This is a genomic window from Candidatus Sodalis pierantonius str. SOPE, from assembly GCF_000517405.1.
GTDB classification, from domain to species: Bacteria; Pseudomonadota; Gammaproteobacteria; order Enterobacterales; family Enterobacteriaceae; genus Sodalis_C; species Sodalis_C pierantonii.
The window spans coordinates 2,737,912-2,753,704 of the sequence record NZ_CP006568.1; the positions used below are offsets into that span (position 1 = coordinate 2,737,912).

Below are 15,793 nucleotides of genomic sequence, written 5' to 3' on the forward strand. Positions count from 1 at the left end.
AATGGCGGGTGGCGCAGGCCTGCGCTGGGCATCCGCGCAAGCTGCATCAGGTGTGTGAGCGCCTGGGAGCGGGGCGGGCGGCACATTACCCCCCCTCCCCAGCAGTGCCAATACGACCTGCAGTGTGTGCGGTGCGTAGGGCCTGCGCGTACGCGGGGGCACGACGCGCCACAATCGGGGGACGCGCCCGTGGCTCGTCCAGAGGACGTTTAGGCACAGGATGCGTCCCTATGAGGCGCAGGCAACCATCCCCTTTAGCCGATAGTCATCAGTGTGGCATTACCGCCCGCGGCGGCGGTATTGACGCTGATTGCGCGTTCGATTAACAACCGTTCCAGCGCGATCTGGCTGTCGCCGCGTGCGTAACCTTGTACCGCTATCAACGGGCCAGGACGCGCGGCAAGCGTTTGTGCCAAACTTCGCAATTGATCGGAGTCACCATGAAACAGCACGGCATCCAGCGTGACGTTCTCCTGGCGCCAGTCCGCCAGCAGCGTGATACGCTGCTGGACAGGCTCGGGCAACGCGGCGAACAGCCGGCGGCACGACGACGACGACGCCCACAGCGCCCGGGCGCCAATGCTGGTTACCGTCGCCAGTTGTATCAACAGGTCAGGCTCCTGGTCCGCGAGGCACAAAATGCGCTCGCGCGGCAGCAGCCGATAGATGTTTTGTTCACCGGTGGAGCCGGTAAGCAAACGCACGCTGCCGGCCTGGGATATCTCGCCCAGGCGCCGACAGGGCGCGGCAAGCGTCGGATGATGCGTTTCCAGCCAGGCGACCAGGGCAGGGTGCGCCTGCTGTAACGCTTCCCGTCGGCTGAAATCCGGTGCCTGCACCGCATCCAGCGCCTGCAGCGCGGGCAGTACCGCATCATCACGTCGCTGGGACAGTAAGCGGTAAAGATACAGCGGGCCACCGGCCTTAGGACCGGTTCCCGACAACCCTTCGCCGCCAAACGGCTGAACGCCCACCACGGCGCCGACGATATTGCGATTGATGTAGCAATTGCCGACGTGCGCCCGCTCGGTCACGCGGTGGATAGTCTCATCTATACGGGTATGCAGCCCTAACGTGAGGCCGTAACCGCTGCCGTTAATTTTGTCGATGATGCTATCGAGCTCGCTGCACCGATAGCGCACCACATGCAGCACCGGCCCAAAGATCTCCTCGGTAAGCTCGTCGACGCTGTTAAGTTCTATCAGGGTTAAGGGCACGAAGGTGCCCTGGGCGCCACAGGCGGCATCGGGTGCATCGGTTTGCCAGACGGCATGGCCCCGCTCGCGCAGAGCGGCGATGTGGTTATCGATGGTCGCTTTGGCGCTGGCGTCAATAACCGGGCCGACATCTGTGGCAAGGCGTTCCGGGTTGCCCTGCGTGCATTCAGCCATGGCGCCGCGCAGCATACGCAATGTCCGATCGGCGACATCGTCTTGAATACACAGCAACCGTAGCGCCGAACAGCGCTGGCCGGCGCTGTCGAAGGCCGAGGCCATGACGTCGGTGACAACCTGTTCCGTCAGCGCGGAAGAGTCCACCACCATGGCGTTAAGACCGCCGGTTTCGGCGATCAAGGGTATCGGTCGACCCTGCGGATCCAGCCGCTCGGCGAGGGTATTCTGCAGCAGTCTGGCCACCTGCGTCGAGCCGGTGAACATGACCCCCCGAACGCGCGGGTCCGCCACCAGCGCGGCACCGACGGTTTCCCCCTCGCCGGGCAGCAGTTGCAGCACGCCTTCAGGCACGCCGGCCTCCAGCATCAGCGCTACCGCCCTGGCGGCAATCAGCGGCGTTTGCTCCGCCGGTTTGGCCAATACCGTATTTCCCGCCGCCAGCGCGGCGGCGATTTGGCCGGTAAAAATCGCCAGCGGGAAATTCCAGGGGCTGATACACACCACCGGCCCGAGCGGACGGTAGCTGTCGTTATCAAAATCCCGCGCTATTTGACAGGCGTAGTAGCGTAGGAAATCCACCGCCTCGCGCACCTCAGCCACGGCATTGCTAAAACTCTTGCCCGCCTCACGCACCAGCAGGCCGATGAGCGGCTGCATCTCCGCTTCCAGACGGTTAGCGGCCTCTTGCAGCACCGCGGCGCGTTCGGCGGGCGGGGTGGCGGACCAGAGCGCACCGTGATGAGCGGCGGCGGCCAGCGCCTGCGTCACCTCTTCACGCATGGCGGATCGGCATTCACCCACGACATCCCGACTGTCCGCCGGATTACGCACCGGATGCAGCGGCCCGTCGCTCGTCTCTCCGACGATGACCGGAGCGGCCCGCCAGGTTTGGTGTTCACTATTAAGCAACGCGGCCGATAGGGACGCCAGACGGTGCTCATTGGCCAGATCCAGGCCGGCGGCATTGCGCCGCTGCGGGCCATATAGATCGCGCGGTAAAGGGATCTTCGGATGGGGCAGGCCCGCACGTCCTTCTCGCGCCGCGAGCGCGGTCACCTCCTGCACCGGATCGGCGATGAGCTGCTCCAGCGGCACGGTGGTATCGGCGATGCGATTGACAAACGAGGTATTGGCGCCATTTTCCAGCAAACGCCGCACCAGATAGGCCAGCAGCGTTTCATGCGTGCCGACGGGGGCGTATATCCGGCAGGGTCGGTTGAGTTTGCCATCGGCGATTTTGCCCACCACCTGCTCATAAAGCGGCTCGCCCATGCCGTGCAGACATTGAAACTCGTACTGGCCCGGGTAGTAATTTTGGCCGGCGAAATGGTAAATCGCCGCCAGGGTGTGGGCATTGTGGGTGGCGAACTGCGGATAAATATAGTGGGGCACGGAGAGCAATTTGCGCGCACAGGCAAGATAGGAAAGGTCGGTATAAACCTTGCGGGTAAATACCGGATAATCCTCTAACCCTTCTATTTGCGCGCGTTTAATTTCACTGTCCCAATAAGCGCCTTTTACCAACCTTATCATCAGGCGGCGCTGGCTGCGCTTGGCGAGATCAATCAGCTCATCGATCACTTGCGGGCAGCGTTTCTGGTAAGCCTGAATGACGAAGCCGATGCCGTTCCAGCCCGCCAGCTCTGGTTCAAAGCAAAGTTTGGTCAGTAAATCGAGGGAAATCTCCAGCCGGTCGGCTTCCTCGGCGTCGATATTCAGGCCGATATCGTATTGCCGCGCCAGCAGGGTAAGGCGCAACAGCCGCGGATAAAGCTCCGTCATCACACGTTCATATTGGGCTCGACAGTAGCGCGGATGCAGCGCGGAAAGCTTGATGGAAATCCCCGGTCCCTCGTAAATACCGCAGCCGCTGGAGGCCTTGCCGATGGCGTGGATCGCCTGCTGGTAGGAAAGCAGGTAGGCCTGGGCGTCTTCCTCCGTCAGTGCGGCTTCCCCCAACATGTCGTAGGAGTAGCGGAACCCCTGTTGTTCCAGGCGGTGCGCATTGGCCAGCGCCTCGCCGATGTGTTCGCCGGTCACGAACTGTTCGCCCATGAGCCGCATGGCCATATCGACGCCCTTGCGGATGAGGGGCTCGCCGCTTTTGCCGATGATGCGATTGAGGGAGCGCGACAGGCTGGCTTCATTGTGGGTCGCGACCAACTTGCCGGTAAACAACAGCCCCCAGGTCGCGGCATTGACGAACAGCGACTGGCTGCGGCCCAGATGGGTTTGCCAGTTGCCGTTGCTGATTTTGTCCCGAATCAAGGCATCGCGTGTGGCTTTATCCGGGATTCGCAACAGCGCCTCGGCCAGGCACATTAGCGCGACGCCCTCCTGGGAGGAGAGGGAAAACTCCTGCAACAGATCCTGGACCATTCCCGCGCGGCCGCCGCGGCGCTTTTGATGGCGCAACTGATGGGCCAGTTTGCCCGCCAGCGTCTGAATGGATTCCGCCATCGGCGCCGGGTGCCGCGCCTGCTCTAAGAGCCAGGGCACCGCCTCGGTTTCCGGTCGGCGGCAGGCGGCGGTGACGGCGGCCCGCGTTATCGACTGCGGCAGGATCTGCTCTGCCAGGTCGATAAACGGCTGGCGCGGCTCTTCGGTGTCTTTTGCCGCATCGTCCGCTTCCGCCTGCGCAGCCGGAAGCGGCAGGGCAAAGGTTGCACCTTGTTCCAACGCATCAAGGTAATGGAAAATGGCTTGCTTAATCAGCCAGTGTGGCGTGCGATCAAGTTGGCGCGCCGCCTGTTTGATGCGTTCACGCGCCACATCGTCCAATTTCACGCCCATTGTGGTTGTACCCATACTCTTCCCGTTCCGCCTGTCAAATGTGTCCATACTATCGCTAATGTTGCAACTTAGTGCAACCCTGTAAACGGAGGATTACTCGATGGTTAACGGCCGTTTTGCGCTTGTGATCACGCCTTGTGGCGGGAACGACAGCCGAGCTTTACTAGATGCATTAGTGGCCTTAATCGGTAGCGCGGTGGGTTCCAACGGGGGCGCCGCCAATAATGACGCGCGGTTAACGGCAACTTAAATGAAAAAAAAGTTGCATTGGGACGGCAATCTGTAGCAATGTCATTATACTGAAGGTAACAAGCGGCGTTTCTACTGTGTCGTTGTCACGGTTACAATGGGGATCGCTAATGACAGTGTCCTGCTACGGGCTGAATACTGAACATCATTCCTTATCAATTACCCCCCGATGCATCGGTGGATACCGCTTCGAGACCCCTTTTCCCCCTTATTTCCCTTTCGTCATCTCGTTAGGATACCGGATCTGTTCCCTTTTACCCCCGGTGAAAGACCCACAGCGCCGTGCGTTTACCAGCGGTCGCGCAGACCCATCACCTTCTCCATTGGCTCTCTATAGCTTGAAGGAAGCCGCAACCTCATCTGTATGTGAAGCGTAATCACATGGCCTGGTCCATGTGGAGAGTGAACAAACTGTAAGGTGCCACTATGGGAAGACAAAAAGCAGTGATCAAAGCTCGTCGTGAAGCAAAACGAGTCATTCGTCGTGAGTCACGCAACCACAAAATGCGTGAAGAGGACTCGGTCACTTCTCTTGTTCATATGAGCGGGATTGAATCAATCGGCATGGCGCGCGACAGCCGCGATACATCGGCGATAGAAGCGCGTAACGAGGTTCAGGAGCAGTACCTGACGGCCATTGAAACCAGACAGTTGATCTTTGCCACCGGTGAAGCCGGGTGCGGTAAAACTTTCCTAAGCGCCGCCAAGGCGGCGGTAGCGTTAATTCATAAAGAGGTTGAGCGGATAATCGTTACCCGGCCCGTGTTGCAGGCGGACGAGGATCTGGGGTTTCTTCCCGGCGATATCGCCGAGAAATTCGCTCCGTATTTCCGTCCGGTCTATGACATTTTGCTGCGGCGCCTAGGGTTGTCCTTTATGCAGTATTGTCTGCGTCATGCAGTATTGTCTGCGTCCGGAAATCGGCAAGGTGGAAATCGCGCCCTTTGCCTACATGCGCGGCCGAACGTTTGAAAATGCGGTAGTCATTTTGGACGAAGCGCAGAATGTGACGGTCAATCAGATGAAGATGTTCCTGACCCGGTTGGGCGAGAATGTCACGGTCACCGTTAACGGCGACGTGACGCAATGCGATTTGCCGCGCGGGGTAAAATCCGGGCTGGCGGACGCGCTGGAACGGTTCCAGGAGGATGATGACATGATCGCTATCATTCGTTTCAGCCAGCAGGACTGCGTGCGGTCAGCGCTGTGTCAGCGTACCCTGAGCGCTTACGGCTAACGGTGATTTAAAGCGAAAAAAAGCCCGGGTTTGCACCCGGGCTTTCTTATTGTCATTCTGGCGGTGAGGGAGGGATTCGAACCCTCGATACACTTTCGCGTATACACACTTTCCAGGCGTGCTCCTTCAGCCACTCGGACACCTCACCACGCGTTAACCGCTGGGTCAACGGGGCGCTACTATAGGGATTCGCCCGTTTACGGTCAAGTATAATTTTGGCCACAAATACTGATTGCTCACGGCGTGAGCGCTTATTCGATTTATCATTGATGGCTATTGCCGCGCCCGCGATGGCTGCGCGATCCCGTTGGCAAATTGCCGGCCATTACACCATAAGGACTGCATCGTAATCTAGCAAAACGGGCAAAAGGCATTACTGCTTGCCGAGGCAGGGCAGGGGAGTAAATCAACATTGAACCGCTTCAAGCTGCATGCTTGTTAAAAGAGGAAACCGCACTTACGCTTTGAATAAATAGGCGAGTGATGCGGTTCCCGGTTGAACACGCCCGGAATAAGCGGCGAAGGCATGATTGCGGCGTTTCACCGGCTGTTGGGCTGGCCTGTTAATCAATGAAGAAACTGCTCCACTTAAGCCTGTTTAGAAATTTGTGTATTTGCCTGATTTTGATATGTTCAATCCAACATCAAAAACAGGTTAATTTATGGACGAAAAACAGTTGCAGGCTCTGGCTAACGAACTGGCCAAAAATCTCAAAACCCCTGAAGATCTCAGTCACTTCGATCGGCTGCTGAAAAAAATCAGCGTCGAAGCAGCTCTCAATGCCGAAATGACCCATCACCTCGGCTACGATAAAAATCAGCCTAAACCGGGGACCAACGCCCGCAACGGCTATTCCACAAAAACCGTTACCACTGGCGATGGCCCGCTGGCGCTGCGTACTCCTCGCGATCGTGACGGTTCCTTTGAACCGCAACTGGTGAAGAAGAACCAGACCCGGATTACCGGGATGGATAACCAGATTTTATCGTTGTACGCCAAAGGGATGACCACCCGCGAGATCGCCGCCGCGTTCAAAGAGCTGTATGACGCCGATGTCTCGCCGGCGCTGGTCTCAAAGGTCACCGATGAGGTCATGGAGCAGGTTGTCGAATGGCAAAACCGGCCTCTGGATGCAGTCTATCCCATTGTTTATCTTGACTGTATCGTTCTAAAAGTCCGGCAGGACAGCCGCATCATCAACAAATCTGTGTTCCTGGCGCTGGGCATCAACATCGAAGGCCAGAAAGAGTTGCTAGGTATGTGCTGGCCGAAAATGAAGGCGCAAAGTTCTGGCTGAACGTGCTGACAGAGCTGAAAAACCGCGGCCTGAACGATATCCTTATCGCCTGCGTAGACGGGCTGAAAGGTTTCCCTGACGCTATTAACGCGGTGTATCCGGAGGCGCGGCTCCAGCTGTGTATCGTGCATATGGTGCGCAACAGCCTGCGGTTCGTCTCCTGGAAGGACTACAAGGCCGTCACCCGCGACCTGAAAGCTATTTATCAGGCCCCTACGGAAGAAGCCGGCTTGCAGGCGCTGGAAGCGTTCTCCAGTGCCTGGGACATCCGCTACCCGCAAATAAATCGAAGCTGGCAGGCAAACTGGGCCAATCTGGCCACGTTCTTTGCCTACCCAACGGACATCCGCAAGGTGATCTACACGACCAACGCCATCGAGTCGTTAAACAGCGTGATCCGGCATGCCATCAAAAAGCGCAAGGTGTTCCCGACCGACGACGCAGTGAAAAAGGTGGTGTGGCTGGCGATACAGGCGGCCTCACAGAAATGGACAATGCCTTTGAGGGACTGGCGCATGGCAATGAGCCGCTTTATTATCGAGTTCGGTGACCGCCTGGACGGTCACTTCTGAGAAAAGGCATTTACACAGAATCCGGTACGGGCTCCCCCACTTATGCTGTATTTCCTCTGGATAGATACGGCACAGCCCTCCGCCGGGGGTCAAAGGTCAATTCACCGAAGTAGATTTTGTCGTTGGCCTCATAAAAGTCGATGCGCAAATATGAGAAATCTTTGGCTATCCGCTTGGCAAGCGAGGTCATGAGGGAAAGATGTTTCGGCTTCGCCATCGGTACCGGGCTATTTTGTAATCCCATACGAATATCGGTGCGCTGCCAGTTTTCGTCGAAAACGTCCCGGCGATGAGCGCCGAAACGACGCTTTGTTGAATAAATCCGAAATTTGTGACGACTTCCTCCCTATCAGGGCGATTGTTACATGATGCGGACGCTGTTTGGCATTCCTAACAGCGTGATCCGGTTAAGCGCTTTGACCATTGCCATAGCCTCACCTACCTACGAGTCATAGTCATGCAGACTCAGATGACCACCCAGAAGTGTTTTAAACCGGAACATGGCCGTTTCAGCCAGTGAACGCCGGTGATAACCTACTTTCTTTTTCCAGGTATCGTTATTGCCGCTCAGATGCTGATTTGCCACCGCATGGTTACGCTCATGGTATCGAGCTGGCCAATATTGCGCACCACTTCGCGGTTGGGATAAGCGGCTTTATTTTTTTCCTCAGCAGAGCATCATGACAGTAACGCGTATCGTAAGCACTGTCAGCCGACGCTTCCTTGATTTTCCGGTGGGTTTGGTTAATCAGCCCGGGCAGCGCCTGCGCATCTATCGTACCGCTTAGCGATAAATCGGCACAGATAATTTCATGTGTCGCGCTATCTACTGCCAGATGAAGCTTGCGCCATACTCTGCGCCTCTCAGCCCCATGCTGCCTGACTTTCCATTCGCCTTCTCCGAAGATTTTCAGGCCGGTGCCATCGATGACCAGGTGTGAGATTTCGCCGCGGGTTGGCGTTTTTATGCTGATGTCGACGGTTTTTGCTCGCCGGCTGACCAGAGAGTAATCTGGGCAGCGCAGCGACAGCCCCATCAGTTTAAAAATCGCGTCAGCGAAACCCTGTAACGCCCGGAGCGAAAGGTTAAACACGCGCTTTATCATCAGAACCGTGGTAATGGCAATATCGGTGTAGTGAAGCGGCCGGTCACGATGTTCAGGTGGTGTACTCTCAGTCCATGCAGCAATGGCTGACTCATCAAGCCATACTGTCAGGTCCCCCCGCTGCCTGAGCGCATTGTTGTATGCGGGCCAGTTGGTGATTTTAAACTTTTGCTTTGCCATGGGGACCTGATGTTGAAACGAATGTAGTGATCAGAGCCGCCAGTCACCTAAAAGTTCGATTTATTCAACAAAGCCGCTTTGTTGAATAAATCCGAAATTTGTGACGACTTCCTCCCTATCAGGGCGATTGTTACATGATGCGGACGCTGTTTGGCATTCCTAACAACGTGATCCGGTTAAGCGCTTTGACCATTGCCATAGCCTCACCTACCTGCGCGTCATAGTCATGCAGACTCAGATGACCACCCAGAAGTATTTTAAACCGGAACATGGCCGTTTCAGCCAGTGAACGCCGGTGATAACCTACTTTCTTTTTCCAGGTATCGTTATTGCCGCTCAGATGCTGATTTGCCACCGCATGGTTACGCTCATGGTATCGAGCTGGCCAATATTGCGCACCACTTCGCGGTGGGATAAGCGGCTTTATTTTTTTCCTCAGCAGAGCATCATGACAGTAACGCGTATCGTAAGCACTGTCAGCCGACGCTTCCCTGATTTTCCGGTGGGTTTGGTTAATCAGCCCGGGCAGCGCCTGCGCATCTGTCGTACCGCTTAGCGATAAATCGGCACAGATAATTTCATGTGTCGCGCTATCTACTGCCAGATGAAGCTTGCGCCATACTCTGCGCCTCTCAGCCCCATGCTGCCTGACTTTCCATTCGCCTTCGCCGAAGATTTTCAGGCCGGTGCCATCGATGACCAGGTGTGAGATTTCGCCGCGGGTTGGCGTTTTTATGCTGATGTCGACGGTTTTTGCTCGCCGGCTGACCAGAGAGTAATCTGGGCAGCGCAGCGACAGCCCCATCAGTTTAAAAATCGAGTCAACGAAACCCTGTAACGCCCGGAGCGAAAGGTTAAACACGCGCTTTATCATCAGAACCGTGGTAATGGCCATATCGGTGTAGTGAAGCGGCCGGCCACGATGTTCAGGTGGTGTACTCTCAGTCCATGCAGCAATGGCTGACTCATCAAGCCATACTGTCAGGTCCCCCCGCTGCCTGAGCGCATTGTTATATGCGGGCCAGTTGGTGATTTTAAACTTTTGCTTTGCCATGGGGACCTGATGTTGAAACGAATGTAGTGATCAGAGCCGCCAGTCACCTAAAAGTTCGATTTATTCAACAAAGCCCAACAAAGCCGCAATACGATTGAAAAGAATGTTGTCGCTGCCCAATTGTACGAAAGACATAATCAGGATGACGATAGAAAACAAGTAGCTAAAAGAGCCAAAACTAGCCGGCCCCAAATAGCGGGCGACAAACATGGCAGAAATGATTCCTTCCCCGGCAAAACATAATTTTTCAAGGATGATCCAGAACGTATTAAAAATAATCGCCGCCATAGTTACCATTTCATAATGAGTACAAGTAAATCGCAGAGCTCGATTGTCAACTGCGACGCTTACGCCAGGCTGCGGTGACGAATATTTCGCGCTGATGTCATATAACTATATCTTGCTATTGGGCTCGACAACTGAAATCAAGGTGAAATCTATTTTAGATAAGGTCATTTCATCCGCTCATTTCATCTCATCCTGACATGAAATCCAAGACAGTCCAATTTCATATAAAAAAACCCGCCGTAGCGGGTTTTTGTAGCCTGTGGCTAGAGAGGTTATCGTGCCGCGCTGGGGTTACAGTAAAAATAGGCATCTTCCAAGCCGCCCGTGGCGCTTATGCATCGGTTGGCGTGAAGTAATACAGGGTTGTCATTTACCGAACAGGTGACAGATAATGTGCTATAGTCGTTCCATTTTGTATTGTCATCTTGTCTGGCAGCAAGCGGGGTGTCCCCGTCAAATAAAAAAGTCAGGGCCGCAGTCAATAAAACACAGAATGTCAGACATAAAATAAATATTTTACGTTTCTGATAATAGCGCCGTTGTGCCAGAGAAAACAGGTACCGCCAGACCCCCATTCCCTGCAAGCTTTTATCGGGATAAGCATCACGATAAAGGTCGGCGGGGGTTTTGGCATGCGCGGGTAACGCCCATACGGGCTCGGCATGATCGGAAGGGTCCATATAGAGTTCATCTACGACCTTGGAGGCCTACTGTGGGGCCGGCGGCGCCGTTGACGCCGTATCAACTGGCAGAGGTTGCGGCCGATCGTCGACGGCGGGACCCGCGCCCGTGCCGGGGAAAGCGAAAGGTGGGCTGGAGTGCATATCAAGCCGATGTTTTTCTTCGATAATATAGCCAACGCGCGGGACAGTTTTTATTATTTCGTGTTCTTTGTCGCCAATTTTTTTGCGAATCGATTTTATCGTTTGATTAATAGTAGAATCAGAGCAATAGGTGCCTTTCCAAATGCGGTTTACGAACTCCCCGCGCGTAACGGCTTTCGGGGAGTTTTCAACCAATAAACGCAATATTTGGTACTCTTTCCAACGAAGTCGGGTCTGCAAATCCGGGGCGACTTTCACATCAAGATTATCGATAGTGATAGTTTCAGTAAGTTTCATTTAAAAGTACCTCAGATATTTTTTTTCTTATCGTAATGCTTTCTCATAAGCTATACATGAAAATGAAAACTCAAATAATTTAATTAGATGGCAAGATTTTCATTTCTTTTAAGCGTAACGATACATAAATCCTCCTATGAAGATGAGCGGTTGTTAAGGCTAATCAAAGTTAGTTGAAGGTTTACTAAGCTGTTAGGGTAATTATTCTTAATTTTATAGTCAAATTATTCTTTTTTAGTTTTCGGCTAACGCTTACACGCGGCCGCAGATTAACCATAACGGCAAAAGGATCTTGTATGATATTTGTACCGTGATAATTGGCAGAAAAAAAATTATTTTGCAATGGGTTTTTGGCTGAATTTATGAAATTCAATCTAAAATATTCAACCTAATGATTTTCCATGTTTTCACACAAATAATGAAATTATCGCTAGAGAATGGTGTTCTCAGCTTAAGAATAGAAAAATAAGTGAAATCCATGGTTTTTCTTCGTGTTTTATCAGCAGCATTAGATAATGTGCAGTGTTTTATGCTGGATATGCTTGGTTCATTGGTGACATTTAGGGAGCGGCGGACGGTGATGCGTTTGGCAAGGCTTTTGAGTGCCTCTCGGCAATTTCATCTATTTTACATAACTTATCTGAGTATTATCCTAAGGGGGCGCGGTGTGAAATATTCGACGTCTGATGCAAACCCGGTTTTTCGCAACCGCCCTCAGGGGGAGAAAACGGGAAAAATTCGGGTATTTTTCCTGTCAAAAAAACGCTTTAATTTAGGATTTTTCCGCCTGATAGTCACCACGCTTTATTTGTTAAACTGGAATAGGAGTATTAATTAACCTTTTTTAGTTATTCGTTCAACCTCATTTGCTGCCTTCACTTCCCAAATGCCTTGTCTTGCGTCGCAAGAGGCGGATACACGGCGTTTGGGGCCACCGCAAGGCAGGTGAGGTAACAGGGGGGCAGCGTGGTGTCGGCCACCCCGGCGCGCGTCGTTAGCGCGATGTTTTTGCGCCGTCGCTGCCCTCTTTGTTAGCCCACCGATGACGCGGCGGGATTGCGCATTAGACCGATCTATGACACTGTCTGCGCCGATGAACCGCTAGGGGGTTAAAGATGAATGATTTTTCGCTGGTGTGCCGGGTGCTTGGCACGTTGTTTTACCGTTAGCCGCAGGATGAGGTACTCTCACCCTTGCTTACGCTTATCGCGCAGAATAAGCTCGCCGAGCATTGGCCGCTGAAACAAGACGCGCTGCTTACGCGTATGCAACAAGAATGCGTGCCCGAGACGTTGCAGCAAGACTTTCAAGCGCTGTTTTGTGGCGAGACGCGGCTTTGTTGAATAAATCGAACTTTTAGGTGACTGGCGGCTCTGATCACTACATTCGTTTCAAAATCAGGTCCCCATGGCAAAGCAAAAGTTTAAAATCACCAACTGGCCCGCATACAACAATGCGCTCAGGCAGCGGGGGGACATGACAGTATGGCTTGATGAGTCAGCCATTGCTGCATGGACTGAGAGTACACCACCTGAACATCGTGGCCGGCCGCTTCACTACACCGATATGGCCATTACCACGGTTCTGATGATAAAGCGCGTGTTTAACCTTTCGCTCCGGGCGTTACAGGGTTTCGTTGACGCGATTTTTAAACTGATGGGGCTGTCGCTGCGCTGCCCAGATTACTCTCTGGTCAGCCGGCGAGCAAAAACCGTCGACATCAGCATAAAAACGCCAACCCGCGGCGAAATCTCACACCTGGTCATCGATGGCACCGGCCTGAAAATCTTCGGCGAAGGCGAATGGAAAGTCAGGCAGCATGGGGCTGAGAGGCGCAGAGTATGGCGCAAGCTTCATCTGGCAGTAGATAGCGCGACACATGAAATTATCTGTGCCGATTTATCGCTAAGCGGTACGACAGATGCGCAGGCGCTGCCCGGGCTGATTAACCAAACCCACCGGAAAATCAGGGAAGCGTCGGCTGACAGTGCTTACGATACGCGTTACTGTCATGATGCTCTGCTGAGGAAAAAAATAAAGCCGCTTATCCCACCGCGAAGTGGTGCGCAATATTGGCCAGCTCGATACCATGAGCGTAACCATGCGGTGGCAAATCAGCATCTGAGCGGCAATAACGATACCTGGAAAAAGAAAGTAGGTTATCACCGGCGTTCACTGGCTGAAACGGCCATGTTCCGGTTTAAAACACTTCTGGGTGGTCATCTGAGTCTGCATGACTATGACGCGCAGGTAGGTGAGGCTATGGCAATGGTCAAAGCGCTTAACCGGATCACGTTGTTAGGAATGCCAAACAGCGTCCGCATCATGTAACAATCGCCCTGATAGGGAGGAAGTCGTCACAAATTTCGGATTTATTCAACAAAGCGGCGAGACGCCTAAAGTTTCCCCCTACCGATCCGCCTGGTTGGACGCCGACGAGCAGGACATTCGCGCTTTTTTGCTCGCCCGCGGTATGCCCTGAGGTGAAAAACCCACCGACCACTTTGGCGCGCTGTTGCTGCCCGGCTCCTGGCTTGAAGATCAGGCGCAGCAGGATGAAACCGAAGCACAATGGCAGCTGTTTGACCATTTTCTTTTGACCTGGAGCGAACGTTTTCTCGATAAAGTGGAGGCTCATGCCGGCACCGGCTTTTATCGTGCGCTGGCAATTCTCTGTCGTGAAGCGCTGCCTGAGTTACGTGACGAGCTGGGTTCCGACGCAGAGCAGGAAGGGTAACACGCCTGGGGAGGGGGGGGAGGCGTGCGTTAGGGCAATCGCTGGCGCCATATTCTGCCATGGCGTACGCCTTCATGAGTTAATTAGCGCGGCGGCACCTAAGAAGCTCCCGCTATTTCAACCGCCTCACCCGTGATCGATTACCGTTGGACCAGCAATAAGGAAATCACCCCCCGGGCGATATGCAGGCGCTCACGCCTTGACGGTGTGTCGCCGCCTGCACCGATAAGTGAGGATGGGGCAATGACCCGCGCCTTGCCGGTGCTGTCGTCCTCGCCCGATTCCCACGCCGCAGCGACTTTACCGGGGGAAGCGCCGAGTCATGCTGCCCAACTGGCCGCTCCGACTCAGCTGCTTACGCTCTCCACGAAGTTACGTCAAAACCAGAGCCGACGCGGGGCAGGTTTGCCGCGGCGGGGTTTAGCGGGTAAAAGGAATCACCAGTTTACCCGGCTTGACCTCAATCCCTTTCGCCAGTTTCTTCGCCAGCGCCTCGCTTTTGCTGCGATTGGCGTCCAGACGGTAAGCCGGCAGGGCATCGAACCAGCTCCTTAACGATTGCTGAAGATAAGGCTCCAGCGTGCGCAGCGTGCCGGTCAGTTTTTCCGGGTTGACCTGATAATTGACCAGTTGCATATCTTTAAGATAAATGGCGCCCTGCTCGGGGTCGTAGTAGGGCTGCGCTTTCAGCGTCAGCCTGTTGTGAACCCAGCAGGGAAACGACGTTAAAGCGGGCATTGCCGGCTAACGTGACCTTACCCGGCTCTTCCCAACCAATCTGGCTGTGCAAATCCTGTAGAACGATATCGGCCGAGATCAGGCCGGAGATACCGATGGATTTATGGAAATCATTGTGCTGCTGCAGATAGTCATTCACTTTTTGTTCGCTGAGGCTGTAATGCGTCAACCGATTACAGCCGCTCAGCAGCAGGCCGCCAAACACCACCGCCAGCGCGAAGCGATTACCTCGTTTCATTCCTTCCCCATAGGTTGTTCACCCCTCACGACGAGGGGCGAACAGCATAACATAAATGCCTCGGGAGCGGGCAGGGGATACGCCCCGCGCGGGGCATCTCCGGCACGGATTATTGCGCCATACTGGACAAGAGATTCACCTGCGTCTGTTTGGCCATATTATCGCGATAATCGGCAACGCGGGTGGGCCAGTTGATGCCGGCAACGAGGGTTAACGAGCGCAGCCAGGGAAACAGGTGAATATCGTCTTCGGACACTTCGCCGTTGCAGGCATTGGGCTGCTTAATCAACGGATCCAGATCGCGCAGCTGCTGGCTGATTTTTTTCACCAAGCCCGGCGTGTGATCCAGCAATTGCTCGAAATCCCCCAGGCTGGCCTGTTTTTTATTAATGAAATACCGGCGGGCCTGCTCGGTGGCGAACTCTTCCAGGCTCGCGCGCACAAAGCGCGGCAGCAGCAGGCGCTGCGCGGTGTCGCTAATGTCCTTTAGCCATTTGCCAATGGCGGGCTGTGTCGGGCCGGTCAACAGCGGGCGCCGGTCAAGGTTGTCAATATAATGTACGATGTCCATGCTTTCCGGCATGTAGCTGCCGTCATCTTTTTGCAAGATCGGCACCATTTTCTGCCCCACCATGGCGATGGGGGTGGTTTCATAGTCATTCGCCAGCACGTGCAACGCGATGGGAATATTTTTAAGGCCAAAAATCATGCGGGCTTTTACGCAAAAGGGGCAGTGCTCATAAATGTATAATTTCATGATGTCGGCATCCTCCCGTGGGGTATTGGCG

At 54.3% G+C, this 15,793-nt stretch carries 9 protein-coding genes, 1 tRNA gene and 6 pseudogenes; 6 read left to right on the forward strand and 10 right to left on the reverse strand.

Going from position 1 to position 15,793, the window contains the following annotated elements; translation table 11 throughout:
• Positions 1–254: 254 nt before the first annotated feature.
• Positions 255–4,202, reverse strand: a complete 3,948-nt coding sequence (putA, locus tag SOPEG_RS13870) for a trifunctional transcriptional regulator/proline dehydrogenase/L-glutamate gamma-semialdehyde dehydrogenase (RefSeq protein WP_025245794.1) — start codon at positions 4,200–4,202, stop codon at positions 255–257.
• 660 nt (positions 4,203–4,862) lie between these two features.
• On the opposite strand from putA, the pseudogene phoH reads away from it, so the two are divergent.
• Positions 4,863–5,673 (forward strand): annotated as a pseudogene (phoH, locus tag SOPEG_RS13875) (phosphate starvation-inducible protein PhoH).
• A gap of 58 nt (positions 5,674–5,731) precedes the next feature.
• Here the strand turns inward: phoH and SOPEG_RS13880 are convergent.
• Positions 5,732–5,821, reverse strand: a tRNA-Ser gene (locus SOPEG_RS13880).
• Between the two features lie 514 nt (positions 5,822–6,335).
• On the opposite strand from SOPEG_RS13880, the pseudogene SOPEG_RS13885 reads away from it, so the two are divergent.
• Positions 6,336–7,543 (forward strand): annotated as a pseudogene (locus SOPEG_RS13885) (IS256-like element ISSoEn2 family transposase).
• A 40-nt stretch (positions 7,544–7,583) separates the two neighbouring features.
• On the opposite strand, the gene SOPEG_RS24915 reads toward SOPEG_RS13885, so the two are convergent.
• The 6 genes and pseudogenes from SOPEG_RS24915 to SOPEG_RS13920 all read right to left on the reverse strand — a co-directional run bounded on the left by SOPEG_RS24915 (position 7,584) and on the right by SOPEG_RS13920 (position 11,292).
• Positions 7,584–7,865, reverse strand: a complete 282-nt coding sequence (locus SOPEG_RS24915; protein WP_081743015.1) for an ATP-grasp fold amidoligase family protein — start codon at positions 7,863–7,865, stop codon at positions 7,584–7,586.
• A gap of 39 nt (positions 7,866–7,904) precedes the next feature.
• Positions 7,905–8,829 (reverse strand): annotated as a pseudogene (locus SOPEG_RS13900) (IS5 family transposase).
• A gap of 130 nt (positions 8,830–8,959) precedes the next feature.
• A complete protein-coding gene (locus tag SOPEG_RS13905) occupies positions 8,960–9,883 on the reverse strand; it encodes an IS5-like element ISSoEn1 family transposase (protein ID WP_025243834.1) in 924 nt (307 codons plus the stop codon).
• Between the two features lie 60 nt (positions 9,884–9,943).
• Positions 9,944–10,171: an oligosaccharide flippase family protein gene (locus SOPEG_RS13910; RefSeq protein WP_025245799.1), complete on the reverse strand. Its 228-nt coding sequence runs from the start codon at positions 10,169–10,171 to the stop codon at positions 9,944–9,946.
• A gap of 272 nt (positions 10,172–10,443) precedes the next feature.
• The gene (locus SOPEG_RS13915) at positions 10,444–10,851 is read right to left on the reverse strand and encodes a hypothetical protein (RefSeq protein ID WP_025245800.1); all 408 of its coding nucleotides are present in this window, start codon (positions 10,849–10,851) and stop codon (positions 10,444–10,446) included.
• A 27-nt stretch (positions 10,852–10,878) separates the two neighbouring features.
• Positions 10,879–11,292 (reverse strand): winged helix-turn-helix domain-containing protein, encoded by a 414-nt coding sequence (locus SOPEG_RS13920; RefSeq protein ID WP_025245801.1) that lies wholly within the window; start codon positions 11,290–11,292, stop codon positions 10,879–10,881.
• 478 nt (positions 11,293–11,770) lie between these two features.
• Between SOPEG_RS13920 and SOPEG_RS27630 the strand changes: the two genes are divergently transcribed.
• From SOPEG_RS27630 to SOPEG_RS29715, 4 genes and pseudogenes are all read left to right on the forward strand, one after another.
• Positions 11,771–12,130, forward strand: a complete 360-nt coding sequence (locus SOPEG_RS27630; protein WP_148297087.1) for a hypothetical protein — start codon at positions 11,771–11,773, stop codon at positions 12,128–12,130.
• Positions 12,131–12,407: 277 nt separating this feature from the next.
• Positions 12,408–12,626 (forward strand): annotated as a pseudogene (locus SOPEG_RS29710) (molecular chaperone); the annotation flags it as partial.
• A 73-nt stretch (positions 12,627–12,699) separates the two neighbouring features.
• Positions 12,700–13,623, forward strand: coding sequence for an IS5-like element ISSoEn1 family transposase (locus tag SOPEG_RS13930; protein ID WP_025243926.1), 924 nt, complete (start codon positions 12,700–12,702; stop codon positions 13,621–13,623).
• A 55-nt stretch (positions 13,624–13,678) separates the two neighbouring features.
• A pseudogene (locus SOPEG_RS29715) lies at positions 13,679–14,029 on the forward strand (TorD/DmsD family molecular chaperone); the annotation flags it as partial.
• Between the two features lie 420 nt (positions 14,030–14,449).
• Here SOPEG_RS29715 and SOPEG_RS13940 read toward each other — a convergent pair.
• A pseudogene (locus tag SOPEG_RS13940) lies at positions 14,450–15,005 on the reverse strand (lipoprotein).
• A 109-nt stretch (positions 15,006–15,114) separates the two neighbouring features.
• The gene (gene grxB / locus SOPEG_RS13945; protein WP_025245802.1) at positions 15,115–15,762 is read right to left on the reverse strand and encodes a glutaredoxin 2; all 648 of its coding nucleotides are present in this window, start codon (positions 15,760–15,762) and stop codon (positions 15,115–15,117) included.
• Between the last annotated feature and the right edge of the window lie 31 nt (positions 15,763–15,793).

Coding starts and splice junctions, on each gene's coding strand:
- putA (WP_025245794.1), bottom strand. CDS start 4,202: ATGGGTACAACCACAATGGGCGTGAAATTGGACGATGTGGCGCGTGAA.
- SOPEG_RS13905 (WP_025243834.1), bottom strand. CDS start 9,883: ATGGCAAAGCAAAAGTTTAAAATCACCAACTGGCCCGCATATAACAAT.
- SOPEG_RS13910 (WP_025245799.1), bottom strand. CDS start 10,171: ATGGCGGCGATTATTTTTAATACGTTCTGGATCATCCTTGAAAAATTA.
- SOPEG_RS13915 (WP_025245800.1), bottom strand. CDS start 10,851: ATGGACCCTTCCGATCATGCCGAGCCCGTATGGGCGTTACCCGCGCAT.
- SOPEG_RS13920 (WP_025245801.1), bottom strand. CDS start 11,292: ATGAAACTTACTGAAACTATCACTATCGATAATCTTGATGTGAAAGTC.
- SOPEG_RS27630 (WP_148297087.1), top strand. CDS start 11,771: ATGGTTTTTCTTCGTGTTTTATCAGCAGCATTAGATAATGTGCAGTGT.
- SOPEG_RS13930 (WP_025243926.1), top strand. CDS start 12,700: ATGGCAAAGCAAAAGTTTAAAATCACCAACTGGCCCGCATACAACAAT.
- grxB (WP_025245802.1), bottom strand. CDS start 15,762: ATGAAATTATACATTTATGAGCACTGCCCCTTTTGCGTAAAAGCCCGC.